Annotated in this window: 14 protein-coding genes; 10 read left to right on the plus strand and 4 right to left on the minus strand. The window is 68.7% G+C overall.

Annotated features, from left to right (window positions below; genetic code table 11):
- Positions 1-213 precede the first annotated feature (213 nt).
- The 7 genes from ACQCSX_RS19990 to ACQCSX_RS20020 all read left to right on the plus strand — a co-directional run bounded on the left by ACQCSX_RS19990 (position 214) and on the right by ACQCSX_RS20020 (position 6,777).
- Positions 214-852, plus strand: coding sequence for a MarR family transcriptional regulator (locus tag ACQCSX_RS19990; protein WP_427016949.1), 639 nt, complete (start codon positions 214-216; stop codon positions 850-852).
- Between the two features lie 151 nt (positions 853-1,003).
- Positions 1,004-1,513, plus strand: a complete 510-nt coding sequence (locus ACQCSX_RS19995) for a hypothetical protein (RefSeq protein ID WP_427016950.1) — start codon at positions 1,004-1,006, stop codon at positions 1,511-1,513.
- Positions 1,514-1,566: 53 nt separating this feature from the next.
- Complete coding sequence (locus ACQCSX_RS20000) at positions 1,567-1,860, plus strand: YciI family protein (RefSeq protein ID WP_427016951.1); 294 nt, start codon at positions 1,567-1,569, stop codon at positions 1,858-1,860.
- A 162-nt stretch (positions 1,861-2,022) separates the two neighbouring features.
- Entirely contained in the window at positions 2,023-3,189 is a 1,167-nt protein-coding gene (gene ispG / locus ACQCSX_RS20005) for a flavodoxin-dependent (E)-4-hydroxy-3-methylbut-2-enyl-diphosphate synthase (RefSeq protein WP_427016952.1), read from the plus strand.
- Positions 3,152-4,036: a DUF4081 domain-containing protein gene (locus tag ACQCSX_RS20010; RefSeq protein WP_427016953.1), complete on the plus strand. Its 885-nt coding sequence runs from the start codon at positions 3,152-3,154 to the stop codon at positions 4,034-4,036. The genes ispG and ACQCSX_RS20010 overlap by 38 nt, the downstream gene beginning before the upstream one ends.
- Before the next feature lie 153 nt (positions 4,037-4,189).
- Entirely contained in the window at positions 4,190-6,232 is a 2,043-nt protein-coding gene (locus ACQCSX_RS20015) for an FAD-dependent oxidoreductase (RefSeq protein WP_427016954.1), read from the plus strand.
- 2 nt (positions 6,233-6,234) lie between these two features.
- Positions 6,235-6,777: a PadR family transcriptional regulator gene (locus tag ACQCSX_RS20020; protein ID WP_427016955.1), complete on the plus strand. Its 543-nt coding sequence runs from the start codon at positions 6,235-6,237 to the stop codon at positions 6,775-6,777.
- On the opposite strand, the gene ACQCSX_RS20025 is transcribed toward ACQCSX_RS20020, so the two are convergent.
- The 4 genes from ACQCSX_RS20025 to ACQCSX_RS20040 all read right to left on the minus strand — a co-directional run bounded on the left by ACQCSX_RS20025 (position 6,774) and on the right by ACQCSX_RS20040 (position 10,371).
- Positions 6,774-8,102 (minus strand): MFS transporter, encoded by a 1,329-nt coding sequence (locus tag ACQCSX_RS20025; protein WP_427016956.1) that lies wholly within the window; start codon positions 8,100-8,102, stop codon positions 6,774-6,776. The genes ACQCSX_RS20020 and ACQCSX_RS20025 overlap by 4 nt on opposite strands.
- Before the next feature lie 75 nt (positions 8,103-8,177).
- Positions 8,178-8,816 (minus strand): TetR family transcriptional regulator, encoded by a 639-nt coding sequence (locus tag ACQCSX_RS20030; RefSeq protein ID WP_427016957.1) that lies wholly within the window; start codon positions 8,814-8,816, stop codon positions 8,178-8,180.
- Positions 8,813-9,568, minus strand: coding sequence for an ABC transporter permease (locus ACQCSX_RS20035; RefSeq protein ID WP_427016958.1), 756 nt, complete (start codon positions 9,566-9,568; stop codon positions 8,813-8,815). Before ACQCSX_RS20035 ends, ACQCSX_RS20030 begins: the two co-directional genes overlap by 4 nt.
- Positions 9,565-10,371 carry an ABC transporter ATP-binding protein gene (locus ACQCSX_RS20040; RefSeq protein WP_427016959.1) on the minus strand — a complete coding sequence of 269 codons (807 nt, stop codon included), beginning with the start codon at positions 10,369-10,371 and terminating at the stop codon, positions 9,565-9,567. Before ACQCSX_RS20040 ends, ACQCSX_RS20035 begins: the two co-directional genes overlap by 4 nt.
- Positions 10,372-10,577: 206 nt before the next feature.
- Here ACQCSX_RS20040 and ACQCSX_RS20045 point away from each other — a divergent pair, with 206 nt between their 5' ends.
- The 3 genes from ACQCSX_RS20045 to ACQCSX_RS20055 all read left to right on the plus strand — a co-directional run bounded on the left by ACQCSX_RS20045 (position 10,578) and on the right by ACQCSX_RS20055 (position 13,623).
- Positions 10,578-10,802 (plus strand): hypothetical protein, encoded by a 225-nt coding sequence (locus ACQCSX_RS20045; RefSeq protein ID WP_427016960.1) that lies wholly within the window; start codon positions 10,578-10,580, stop codon positions 10,800-10,802.
- A gap of 167 nt (positions 10,803-10,969) precedes the next feature.
- On the plus strand, positions 10,970-12,766 hold the full coding sequence (locus ACQCSX_RS20050; protein ID WP_427016961.1) for a proline--tRNA ligase: 1,797 nt from the start codon (positions 10,970-10,972) through the stop codon (positions 12,764-12,766).
- 59 nt (positions 12,767-12,825) lie between these two features.
- Positions 12,826-13,623 carry a sulfite exporter TauE/SafE family protein gene (locus tag ACQCSX_RS20055; protein WP_427016962.1) on the plus strand — a complete coding sequence of 266 codons (798 nt, stop codon included), beginning with the start codon at positions 12,826-12,828 and terminating at the stop codon, positions 13,621-13,623.
- Positions 13,624-13,631: the final 8 nt, after the last annotated feature.

Raw genomic sequence — 13,631 nt, forward strand, 5'->3', positions numbered from 1 at the left:
GCACCGCTGCTTCCGCGGTTGGCGGCGCTGGGCGGCCGGCGGCGCTGACCGCGCTTACCGCGCAGCAGCTTCAGGCGCTGGGCGGCATTGCCGAGGCCGTGCTGGCCGGCCTTGAGGAGCCGCACCGCCCCTGACGGCAGTGCATTTTGGTTGATTTAGAAGAATCAACTAAAAAAGATTGATTTTTAAATATCACCCACTTATGGTTGATACATGTTCGCCATGACGCTCGACCAGCGGTCCAGCCAGAGCGGCCCCGACCGCGTCCCCGACCTGCTGGCCCGGTTGGCGGATCTGGAGCCGGTGCTGCCCTTTGAGCGCTCGGTCGGCGACGAGCTCCAAGGGGTCCTGGCGGGCGCCGGCGACGTCGTCGAGGTTGCCCTGCGCGCGCTGCGCACCGGGCACTGGTACGTGGGCATCGGCATCGGCGCCATCGACTCGCCCCTTCCGGCCAGCCCGCGCGAGGCCCGCGGCCGGGCCCTCGTGGCCGCGCGGCGTGCGGTGGACCGGGCCAAAAAGACCGGCGACCGCGTCCCGCTGGCGGTCGAGGTGGGGCCTGCGGGACCGCGCACGGCGCCGGGACCGCGCGCCGCGGCACCCGCGGCCTCCGCGGCCTCTGCGGCGGAGGCCGTGCTCGTCCTGGTGGGCGCCCTGGTGGCCGGCCGGACCGAGGCCGAATGGCGGGTCCTGGACCAGCTGCACGTGGGTCTCCGCGGCACCCAGGCGCAGGCCGCCGCGGTGCTGGGGATCTCCGCCCAGGCCGTCAGCAAGGCCGTGCTGCGTTCGGGGTGGCGGGAGGAGCAGGGTGGCCGGAACGCGGCGGCGATCCTGCTGGACCTGGCGGACAACTAGGCGCTGCCGTTTCGGTCTTCGGCTGCCGTTTCAACGACAGCGCATGACCACAACTGCGGCCAATGGCCAATTGCGCGCCGATGTCCGCACCCGGGGCTAGCCTGATCCCAGGAAACCGCCGCGGCACCAGCACACAGGAGGGAGGCTCGGTATGGACGCACTCTGGATAGTGCTGGCGGTGCTGGCCGGTGGCCTCCTCGGTTGGCCCGTGACGGCAGGGATCCTGCGGTTGGCCCGGTCCGCCGATGCCCAGGAACAGGCCGCCGAACGGTCCGCCGGCCCTGCAGCCGGCCGGGCGGCCCCGCCGGACGACGGGCCGGAGCCGGTGGACCAGCCCCAGGACCAGTTGGAAGCCCCGGAACCAGCAGCGGAGCCCGCAAGTCCCCGGGACGGGGGAATCCAGGCGTCCACCGGCCTGCCCGCCGGCGTGCTGCGCGGGGGCCTGGTGATCGGCGTGCTGGAGCGGATCGCCGTCGTCGTCTGCATTCTCGCCGACCAGCCGGTGGCCATTGCGTATGTGGTGGCCATCAAGGGGCTGGGGCGCTACCCGGAACTGAAGGACACGCCCGCGGCCAGTGAGAGGTTCATCATTGGCACCTTTGCGTCCATGCTGTGGGCTGCGGGGGTGGCCACGCTGGCCAAATGGCTGCTGTTGGGCTGATGCGCTCGTCACAGGCCCGGCGGCGCCAGCCGTGGAGGCGCTAGGCTGGCTGCATGAGTGTTTACGCCGTCGAATACGTTTATGCCCCCGAAGAAGCCCAGATCCGCGATGACCACCGCCCGGCCCACCGCGCCTGGCTGTCCGCCCTGGTGGAGTCCGGCAATGTGCTGGCCTCCGGTCCGTTTGGCGATGGTGCCGGCGCGCTGCTGATCTTCCAGGCCGAGGACGAGTCCACTCTGAACCAGATCCTCAGCCAGGACCCGTTCAGCATTGCCGGCGGCATCGCCGGCGCCAAGATCACCGAGTGGAACCCGGTGATCGGGCACCTGGCCGCACTGGTCAAGTAGCTGGTCAAGCAGCCGGCCAAGCAGCCGGCTGCCCCGTGCCGGACCATGTCCGGCCGGGCCGCCCCAAAGCCTACAATTGAGCAGGATCTTTCGGCAGAATTCCGTGGGCGGCACAGGGTCCGCCGCGGGCCGGGAATCCACCAGAAACACTAGGAGCACACTTTGACCCCGGTCAGCCTCGGAATGCCTGAAGCACCCCCGCCCGTCCTCGCCCCCCGGCGCAAGACGCGGCAAATCAAAGTGGGTTCCGTGGGCGTAGGGTCCGACTCGCCCATCAGCGTGCAGTCCATGACCACCACGCCCACCACTGACATCAACGCCACGCTGCAGCAGATCGCTGAGCTGACGGCGTCGGGCTGTGATATTGTGCGCGTGGCCTGCCCCTCCGCCGACGATGCCGAGGCGCTTCCCATCATCGCCAAGAAGTCCCAGATCCCTGTCATTGCGGACATCCACTTCCAGCCGAAGTACGTCTTCGCAGCCATCGAGGCCGGCTGTGCCGCGGTGCGCGTGAACCCGGGCAACATCCGCAAGTTCGATGACCAGATCAAGGAAATCGCCCGCGCGGCCAAGGACCACGGCACCTCCATCCGGATCGGCGTGAACGCCGGGTCGCTGGAGCCCTCCATCCTGAAGAAGTACGGCAAGGCCACCCCGGAGGCCCTGGTGGAGTCCGCCGTCTGGGAGGCCTCCCTGTTCGAGGAGCACGGCTTCCACGACTTCAAGATCTCCGTCAAGCACAACGACCCGGTGATCATGGTGCGCGCCTACGAGCTGCTGGCCGAGCGCGGCGACTGGCCGCTGCACCTGGGCGTCACCGAGGCCGGGCCGGCCTTCCAGGGCACCATCAAGTCCGCCACCGCGTTTGGCGCGTTGCTGGCCAAGGGCATCGGCGACACCATCCGCGTTTCCCTCTCCGCCCCGCCGGTGGAGGAGATCAAGGTGGGCAACCAGATCCTGCAGTCGCTGAACCTGCGCCCGCGCAAGCTGGAAATCGTCTCCTGCCCCTCCTGCGGACGCGCCCAGGTGGACGTCTACACGCTGGCCGAGCAGGTCACCGCGGGCTTGGAAGGCATGGAAATCCCGCTGCGTGTGGCAGTCATGGGCTGCGTGGTGAACGGACCCGGCGAGGCCCGCGAGGCGGACCTCGGTGTGGCCTCCGGCAATGGCAAGGGCCAGATCTTTGTGAGGGGACAAGTCATCAAGACTGTTCCCGAGGACCAGATTGTTGAGACACTCATTGAAGAAGCGATGAGGATTGCCGAAGAAATGGGGGAAACCGATGGCGAGGATGCTGTCAAGGGTGGCCCCGTGGTCACTGTCTCGTAATACCTTTGCGCGCAGTCCGGTGCGCATCCTGTCCCATGCGGACACGGATGCGCTCCGGCTGCTCGTGGCGGCGGACCCCGTCGCCAATGTCTTTGTGGCCTCCCAGCTGGAGGCCACAGGCACCGCCGTGCCCAACATTCCCGGTGCGGTGATGCTGGGCATTCCCGACGACGGCGGCGCCCTGGCGGCCGCCTGTTGGGTGGGCGCCAATGTGGTCCCGGTGGGAGCCACCGAGATCCATGCCCGCGCGTTTGGCCAATGGCTGGCCGCCTCGCAGCGCAGCTTTGCCTCCATCTTTGGCCCGGCCGAGGCCGTGCTGCCACTGTTTGGGGAGCTGGAGGCCGACGGCGCCCACGCACTGGAGATCCGGGCCAACCAGCCGCTGATGTCCCTGGCCGGCGATCCGGCCGTGGCCCCCAACGAGCTGCTGGCTCCGAGCCTGCTGGAGGACTTCCCGCAGATCCTCACGGCCGCCGCGGCGATGTTCGAGGAAGAGGTGGGCTATTCGCCCTTCCTCGGCGGGGCCGAGCACTACCGCCGGCGGGTCAAGGACCTGATCCGGGCGGGGCACTCGCTCAGCCATTGCGGCGACGACGGCGAGGTCATCTTCAAGGCCGACCTCGGCGCCGTCTCCACAGCTGCCAGCCAGGTCCAGGGTGTGTGGATGAACCCTGCCTACCGCGGGCTGGGCATGAGCGCCGGCTACATGGCCGCCGTCGTGCTGCTCTCGCGCAAGTTCGCCCCGGTCACCAGCCTCTACGTCAACGACTACAACAGCCGTGCCCGGGCCGTCTACGAGCGCGTCGGCTTCACCCAGGTGGGCACCTTCGCCACGGTGCTCTTCTAGGCCCGCGGGCGTCCCCGCCGCCGACCTCATCTGTGTAGCAGTAGCTGCTGCTTAGGCCGTCCATTCCAGCAACTGCTGCTACACAGTTGGCGAGCGCAGACAGCCCTTGGCGGATGGGATACGCTTTGTGCAACTTGTTGCGCAAAGGAGTGCATGGTGTCAGAGCCGACCAATGACCAGCAATACCCGAACCTGTTCGCCCCGCTGGACCTGGGCTTCACCACGCTGCCCAACCGCGTCCTGATGGGGTCGATGCACGTCGGGCTGGAGGAGCACGCCAACGGTTTCGAGCGGATGGCCGCGTTTTATGCCGAACGTGCGCGCGGCGGCGTCGGGCTGATGGTCACCGGCGGCATTTCCCCCAACGACGCCGGCCGGCCGATGAAGGGCGGGGCCAAGCTCAGCACCGCGGCCGAGGCCCGGCAGCACCGGGCCATCACCGACGCCGTGCATGCCGAGGGCAGCAAGATTGCCCTGCAGCTGCTGCACTTTGGCCGCTATGCCGCCCAGCCGGGGCTCGTGGCCCCGAGCGCCCTGCAGGCTCCCATCAGCCCGCTGGTCCCGAACCCGCTCAGCGGCGCCGAGGTGGAATCGACCATCGAGGACTTTGTCCACGCCGCAGCCCTGGCCCAGGGCGCGGGGTACGATGGCGTGGAGATCATGGGGTCCGAGGGGTACCTGATCAACGAGTTCGTGGCCGCCCGGACCAACCAGCGCGCGGACGAATGGGGCGGCAGCTACCAGAACCGGATGCGCTTCCCGGTGGAAATCGTCCGCCGGACCCGCGAGCGGGTGGGGGAGAACTTCATCCTCATCTACCGGCTGTCCATGCTGGACCTGGTGGAGGGCGGCTCCACGCTGGCCGAGGTCATCGCGCTGGCCCAGGCCGTGGAGGCGGCGGGGGCCACCATCATCAACACCGGCATCGGCTGGCACGAGGCCCGGATCCCCACCATCGCCACCTCCGTGCCGCGGGCCGGCTTTGCCTGGGTCACCCAAAAGGTCATGGGCAGCGTGGGCATCCCGCTGGTCACCACGAACCGGATCAACACCCCCGAGGTGGCCGAAGGGCTGCTGGCCTCCGGGCACGCGGACATGGTCTCGATGGCCCGCCCGTTCCTGGCCGATCCGCACTTCCTGGCCAAGGCCAAGGCCGGCCGCGCGCGGGAGATCAACACCTGCATCGGCTGCAACCAGGCCTGCCTGGACCACACCTTCGTCGGCAAGACCTCCTCCTGCCTGGTCAATCCGCGCGCCTGCCACGAGACCGAGCTGGTCATCACGCCGGCGCCGGTGCCCAAGCGGATCGCCGTCGTCGGCGCCGGGCCCGCCGGGCTTGCCTGTGCCGTGACCGCCGCCGAGCGCGGGCACCACGTCACGCTCTTCGAGGCGGCCTCCGAGGTGGGCGGCCAGTTCAACATCGCCAAGCAGATTCCCGGCAAGGAGGAGTTCCACGAAACCATCCGCTACTTTGGCGGCCAGGTCCAGCTGCGCGGCATCGACCTGCGCCTGGACACCCCGGCGGACGCGGCGTCGCTGTTGGCGGAGGGCTTCGACGACGTCGTGCTCGCCACCGGCGTCACCCCACGCATGCCGGAGATCGAGGGCCTGGACCATCCCTCGGTGCTGACCTACCTTGATGTGCTGCGCGACAAGAAGCCGGTGGGGGCCACCGTGGCCATCCTGGGCGCCGGCGGCATCGGCTTCGACGTCGCCGAATACATCACCGCCCATGGCGAGAGCGCCACCCTGGTGCCGGAGAAGTTCTACCGCGAGTGGGGGATCGATGAGACCTTCAGCGGCCCCGGCGGGATCCGCCGTCCGCAGCCGCCGGAGTCCGGCCGCACGGTGTTCCTGCTCCAGCGCAAGGAGTCCAAGGTGGGCGCCGGACTGGGCAAGACTACCGGCTGGATCCACCGCACCGAGCTCAAGGCCAAGGGCGTCACCATGGTCCCCGGCGTGACCTACCGCAGGATCGACGACGCCGGCCTACACCTGAGCGTCGACGGCAAGGACAGCGTCCTGGCCGTGGAGACGGTGATCCTGTGCACCGGGCAGGATCCCCGCCGCGAACTGGCGGCCGGGCTGGACGCCGGCGGCGCCCGTGTGCACCTGATCGGCGGCGCGGACGTGGCGGCCGAGCTGGATGCCAAGCGGGCCATCAACCAGGGCACGCGCCTGGCGGCGGGGCTGTAGCCGTGAGCCTGCCGCATGCGATCCTGACGTCCCTGCTGGAAAAGCCGTGTTCGGGGGCCGAATTGGCGCGCCGCTTTGAGAAGTCCATCGGCTACTTCTGGTCCGCCACGCACCAGCAGATCTACCGCGAGCTGGCGAAGCTGGAGGAGGCCGGGCTCGTTGCGGCCTCGGACCGGGAATCCACGCGCGGCCGGCAGCGGCATTTCGCCGTGCTGCCGGCCGGCCGGGAGGGGCTGGAACGGTGGAGCCTTCAGGAACAGGCGCCACGGCCCATGCGCGATGAACTGATGGTGCGCCTGCGGGCCGCCGCGGTCCTGGGCACGGTTGACCTGCGCGGTGAACTTGTCCGGCACATGGCCCTGCACCGGGCGCAGCTGGACGTGTACCGGGAGATTGAGCACAAGGACTTTCCCGGCGTCCGCGGCGGTTCCGGGCACGACGCATCCACGCTGCTGCAGCACGCCGTGCTGGCCGCCGGCATCAGCTTCGAGGCGGCCTGGCTGGCCTGGGCCGAGGATGCCCTGGCGGCCCTGGACCGCAACTAGGGCGCAGGGCCGGGGTCAGGCAGTGAGCGCGTCGGCGTCCGAGAGTTGCTGGTCTTCGATCCGGGCAGAGCGGACGTGGAGAGCAAAAGCACCAGCGCTGCCAGCAGCAGGAACGCCACGGCGGTCCAGAGCGCGGTTCCGATGCCCACTGCTGAGGCAACCAGGCCGCCCAAGGGCGCTCCGATGACGATCATGCCTCGGTTCACCGACCGCATGGTGGCGCTCATGCGGGCGATGAGCCGATCCGGTGTCACCGCCTGGCGGTAGCCCATCTCCAACGGCCCTTCGACGCCCATGGCCAGCCCGAACAGGAACTGCCCCGCAGCGGCCAGAACGAATGCTGCCCACGGGTCGGCGGGCCACACCGCGGGAGAGCCGGGGATGGCTGCGGTGGGGTGGACAGCCATCGGCCGGCGACAGGGCCAGCAGGGCGATGGCCACGGCCGGCGAACCCGCGAGGCGACCATTGCCCGGCCCGTGCCCCACCGGCTGCCGAGGTGCGTTGAGACGGAGGTTCCGATGACGGCGCCCACACCTGCGCAGCCCAGAATGAACCCCAGCCCCAGCGCGCCCAGCCGAAGTTCCCTGAGGATGAGGGCCGGGACAACGGCGCCCAGGATGGCAGAGCCGATGAACCAGATGTGACTGCTCCACGCCAACGGCCCAGGTTGGGCATGTCCATAGACCCAGCGCAGTCCCTCGGCAACCCTCTGATGCATTCGCAGGCCGTTTGGCGTTGGCGCCTGGCCTGCTGGTGGCTGGCGCACCGTCAAGAGGACAATGCCGGACAAGACGTAGGAGAGTGCATCGATCAACAGTGCCAAGGCGGCGGTCAGCAGGGCGACCAGGCCGCCGGCCACGGCGCTTCCAGTCGTCTGGGCCACTGTGTCGCTCTGCTGGAGCCGGGCGTTCGCTCGGGTCAGGAGTGTTCTGGGCACCAATTGCGGCAGGAAGGATTGGTAGGCGGCATCGCGCGTCAGGGCCAGCGTCCCAAAGATGAACATCATGACCATCAATACCGGAACAGTGGCAAGACCCAGGATGGCGAGGGTGCACAGCGCCGCCAGAATCAGTCCGCGGCCAAAATCCCCAGCAATGAGCACCGTCCGCCGCGGGAACCCGTCAATCCAGATGCCGGCCAGCAAGCCGAAGAGCAGATAAGGGGCCCATCTGGCGGCGTTGACCAGACCCTGGTCCAGTGGTGAGCCGCGCATCGACACCAAGATGAGAACGGACAGGGCCAAGCCCGTGATGTACGTCCCGAAGTCCGAGACGGTGGACGCAAGCCAGAACCGGACAAATGCCGGATGGTCGCGCAGCTTCATGGGCATTGTGGGTGCAGCCCTGTCATGGTCCGGTCGCCGTCCCCCTCACACAGCAGCAAGCCCTCGCCCGGTCCGTTAGATTATGCCATCCGGTGGGTGGATTCCCACCGGGTGCCAGTCCAGCGGCCCGGTGAGGCAGCGCTGGACGGCCGGGGCAAACAGGGCGGCAATCTGCGCGTGCCCGGCGGAGGCCAGCGGTTCCAGCTTGAGGAGATAGCGGGCCATCACCAACCCCATCAGCTGGCTGGCCAGCAGCGACGCGCGCAGCCGCAGGACGGCGTCGTCGTCCTCCAGACCCGCAAGCACGACGGCGGCCACCCGTTTGAGGAGCACCTCGCGCAGCAGCGCGGCCTGCCCGGTGGAGCTGGCAACGCCGCGGAGCAGAGCCAGCAGGGCGGGCTGGACGGGGGAGTCCCACACCCCCAGCAGGGCCAGCACCAGCGCCTCGCCGCGGTCGCCCGGGTCCCGAGCCGCCACCCCCTTGAGCACCGCTCGGGGGTCCGCCGGCAGCTCGATGCAGGCGCCGAACAGCTCGTCCTTGCCGGCGAAATAGTGGTGCACCATGGCCGCATCCACCCCGGCGGCGCGGGCAATCTCGCGCAGGCTGGTGCCATCGTAGCCATGCTCGGCGAAGAGCCGGCGCGCCGAGTCCACGATGGCCCCGCGGGTGGTTGCGGTCCCGCTGCGCCGGCCCCGCCGGGGCACGGCGTTCACCGGCTCTGCCGGCGCAGGGTCAGCGAGGCCAGCAGCAGCGCCACCAGCACAAACCCGGCCATGGCCAGCAGGTCCGCCACCATGGCCGAGGTGGCCTCGGTGTGCCGTGCGATCTCCTGAAGGGCATCCACCGAATAGCTCAGCGGCAGCACGTTGGAGATTGCCTCCAGCGCCGAGTTCATCGAGTCCCTTGCCACAAACAGTCCGCAGAGCAGGATCTGCGGCACCACCACCACGGGCATGAACTGGACGGCCTGGAACTCCGTGCGGGCAAAGGCCGAGCACAGCAGGCCCAGCGCCACGCCCAGCACGGCGTTGACCACCGCCACCAGCACCACCCACCCGGCGTTGCCCTTGATGTCCATGCCGAACACCCAATAGGCGACGGCGGTGGCCACCAGCGACTGTAGCGCGGCCATCAGCGAGAAGGCCAGGGCGTAGCCGAAGAGCAGGTCCGCCTTGTGGATGGGCGTGGTGAGCAGCCGCTCCAGGGTGCCCGAGGTGCGTTCGCGCAGCATGGTGATGGAGGTGACCAGGAACATCACCACAAACGGGAAGATGGCCAGCATCATCAGGCCCACCCGGTCGAAGGTGCGCGGGACCCCGGGCGGGCGCGTCTCGCCCTCGAAGAGGTAGTACACCACCGCCAGCAGCACCGCCGGAACCACCAGGATCAGGGCAATGCTGCGCGGGTCTCCAGCGAGCTGGCGCAGCACACGCTCGGTGGTGGCCAGTAGCATCCGCGGATTCATGCCGCACCTCCCGGAGTGGATCCGGCGGCCGCCTCGGCCTGTTGGATCAGGTGCAGGAAGGCCAGCTCGAGATCGTCGGTGCGGCCGCGCCGGCGCAGTTCGTCCGGTGTGGTCTGGGCCATCAGTGCGCCGTCGCGCAGCAGCAGCAGGGAATCGCAGTGCCCGGCTTCCTCCATGACATGGCTGGAGATAAGCAGCGTGGTGCCGGACGCTGCCATGGTCCGGAACCGCGCCCAGAGATCGGCCCGCAGCACCGGATCCAGCCCCACGGTGGGCTCGTCCAGCACCAGCAGCTGCGGGTGCGAGACCAGCGCGCAGGCCAGCGACACGCGGCTGGATTGTCCGCCGGAGAGGTCCTCGGTGCGCCTCCGTGCCAGGTCTAAGAGTCCGACGGCGTCCAGCGCCTCGCGGACATCCGCCCGGCCCCTGCCGTGCATGGCGCCGAAGTAGCGCACATTGTCTTCCACGCTCAGGTCCTTGTACACGCTGGGGGACTGGGTCACATACCCCACCTGGTGGCGCAGCAGTTCGGTGCCCGCGGGATGGCCCAGCACCGTGATGGTGCCGCGGGCCAGCCGCTGCACGCCCACGATGGCCCGCATCAGCGTCGTCTTGCCGCTGCCGGAGGGGCCCAGCAGGCCGGTGATCCGGCCGGCCGGGATGGTGAAGCCGACGTCGTGGAGCACCGTGGCCTTGCCGCGGCTGATGTGCACTCCGGCCACCTCCACGCTGGGCGGAATGGTGGACTCCGCGGGCCCAGGCAGCCTGGGGCCGGGCCAGTTGGGAACGGCTGCATGGGACATGGGCACCCCTTCGGTGGCCGGTGAATTCATCACGTGGTGAATTAAAGCTAGGGCTGGCGGCGGAGGGTGTCCAGAGCCCACTGCCAGCATGTTCCCAGTGTTGTTTCGGCGCGGTTTCCTTGTGGCGGGCGGGGCGTGGGCTTAGGTTGGTGGTGAGTTGCAACACAGGAGTGCAGCCGCGCGTTTTGTCGAGAGGAATCGAAAAGATGGCCGTATCGGTAGACCTGTCCAAGGCACTGGACAAGGGCTTTGAAGACAAGTCGTTGAAAGAAATTCTGGATGCATCGCCGTCCGCGCTGGCAGGCATCACCGATGAGAAGGCGGCGGCGCTGAAGGATTTGCTGGGCATCAAGACCATCCGCGAACTCGGCAGCAACAAGTACTTCGCCGTTGCCGGCGTGCTGGTCGCGCTGGAGGGCAAGCAGGGCTAGCCGGCCACGCCCCGTGCCAGGGGCCCGCACGCCGGACACCGGCATGCGGGCCCCTGCTGCGTTTTTTGGGGGTGCCCGGGCACGGGCAGGAGACGCGAACCGGTAGATTAGATGTGGCCCTTGCTTCTCCGCTGGCCCCCAACTGCTCAAGAAAAGGGAAAATACGCGTGGCTCTTCGCCTTTCCACCCTGTTCCTTCGTACCCTGCGCGAGGACCCCGCCGAGGCCGAGGTGGCCAGCCACCGGCTGCTCCTGCGCGCCGGCTACATCCGCCGCGCCGCCCCCGGAATCTACACCTGGCTGCCGCTGGGCCTGCGGGTCCTGCGTAAGGTGGAGGCCATCATTCGCGAAGAGATGGACGCGATTGGCGCCCAGGAAGTCCACTTCCCCGCGCTGCTGCCCAAGGAGCCCTACGAGGCCACCAACCGCTGGACCGAATACGGCGACGGCATCTTCCGCCTCAAGGACCGCAAGGGCGCCGACTACCTGCTGGCCCCCACGCATGAGGAAATGTTCACGCTCCTGGTCAAGGATCTGTACAGCTCCTACAAGGATCTGCCACTGAGCATCTACCAGATCCAGAACAAGTACCGAGACGAGGCCCGCCCGCGCGCCGGCCTGCTCCGCGGCCGCGAGTTCATCATGAAGGACTCCTACTCCTTCGACATCGACGACGACGGCCTGGACGCCAGCTACGCCGCGCACCGCGGCGCCTACCTGCGCATCTTCGAGCGCCTGGGCCTGGACATCGTTCCGGTGGCGGCCACGGCCGGTGCCATGGGCGGCTCCAAGAGCGAGGAATTCCTGCACCCGACGGCCATCGGCGAGGACACCTTTGTCCGCTCCGCCGGCGGCTATGCGGCCAACGTTGAAGCCGTCAGCACCGTGGTGCCCGACGACATCGACTTCACCAACGCGCCCGCCGCCCGTGTCCTGGACACCCCTGACACCCCCACCATCGACACCCTGGTGGCGGCGGCCAATGCGATCGCCCCGCGCGACGGCGGCGCCTGGACCGCCGCGGACACGCTCAAGAATGTGGTGCTGGCCCTGGACCTGCCCATGGGCGAACGCCGGCTGGTGGTCATCGGCCTGCCCGGTGACCGCGCCGTGGACCTCAAGCGCATCGAGGCCAACATCGGCGCGCACCTGGAAATCGGCGGCGAGATCGGCGTCGAGGCCGCCAACGAGGAGGACCTCAAGAAGCACCCGGGTCTGGTCAAGGGCTACATCGGCCCGGGCCAGGCACTCGATGCTGCCGTGCTGGGCACTGAGGGCTCCACCGGCCTGCTGTACCTGGTGGACCCGCGCGTGGTCTCCGGCACCAGCTGGATCACGGGCGCCAACGAGGCCGGCAAGCATGTCTTCGACCTGGTCGCCGGGCGCGACTTCGGCTGGGACGGCGTCATCGAGTCGGTCGAGGTCCGTGCGGGCGATCTGGCCCCGGACGGCTCGGGCCCGCTGGAAGCGGCCCGCGGCATCGAAATGGGCCACATTTTCGCGCTGGGCCGCAAGTACGCACAGGCCCTGGACCTGAAGGTGCTCGACGCCAACGGCAAGCTGGCCGTGGTGACCATGGGCTCCTACGGCATTGGCGTCACCCGCGCAGTGGCCGCCCTGGCCGAGTCCAACCACGACGAAAAGGGCCTGGTCTGGCCCGCCGCCGTGGCGCCGGCCGATGTGCACGTGGTGGCCGTGGGCCGCGGCGAGGAAATCTTCGACACCGCAGCCGCACTGACCGACGAGCTTGAGGCAGCGGGCCTGGAGGTCATCTACGATGACCGTCCCAAGGTGTCCCCGGGCGTGAAGTTCGGCGACGCCGAGCTGCTGGGAGTGCGCACCATCCTGGCCGTTGGCCGCGGCCTGGTGGATGGCGTCGTGGAGATCAAGGACCGTGCCACCGGCGAGGCGGAGAACATTCCCGTCGCCGAGGCCGTCAAGTACATCCTGGACCACGCCAAGTAGGCACTGGGGCGGCCTCCGGCGTAGGCCGCCCCTGTGCAGCCAGCTAGAGGAACCAGACGATGATCAGCGGGCTTGAAGACCTGCAGCTGGCCACGGCCTTGCTGGTGGTGGTTGCCGGGTTTGGCGCGGGGTGGATCGACGCCGTCGTGGGTGGCGGTGGGCTGATCCAGCTGCCCGTGATGCTCATGGTCCCCGGAATCACGCCGGTGCAGGCACTGGCCACCAACAAGATGGGCTCCATCTTCGGCACCACCACCAGTGCCGTGACGTACTACCGCCGCGTGGGCCCGGACCTCAAAACCGCGCTGCCCACGGCCCTGGTGGCCCTCGGCGGCAGCCTGGGTGGCGCCGTGTTGGCGGCCAACCTGCCGCAATCGGTCTTCAAACCCATCATCGTGGCCGCGCTCATCGCCGTCGCGCTCTTCACGGCCCTCAAACCCAAGGTGGGGGAGCTGACGGCGCTCAAACACTCGGGGCACCGGCACTATGTGCTGGCGTCCCTGATTGGCGGCGTGATCGGCTTCTACGACGGACTCATTGGTCCCGGCACCGGATCATTTTTGGTCATCGCCCTGGTGACGCTGATGGGCTATGCCTTCCTGGAGGCCAGCGCCAAGGCGAAGATCGTCAACATGGCAACCAATTTCGGCGCCCTCATCTTCTTCCTGCCGCACGGCTCGGTGCTCTGGGGCCTGGGCCTGCTGCTGGGGCTGGCCAACATGGCCGGCGGCTATCTGGGCGCACGGACCGCGGTGAAGCAGGGCAGCACGTTCATCCGCGTGGTGTTCCTGGTGGTGGTGGCCGTGCTGATCATCAAGCTCGGCTACGACGTCTGGAACGCGAACTTCGCACGCTAGGCGGACAA

Origin of the sequence: Pseudarthrobacter sp. P1, assembly GCF_050156935.1 — a bacterium.
In the GTDB taxonomy this organism is placed as follows: domain Bacteria; phylum Actinomycetota; class Actinomycetes; order Actinomycetales; family Micrococcaceae; genus Specibacter.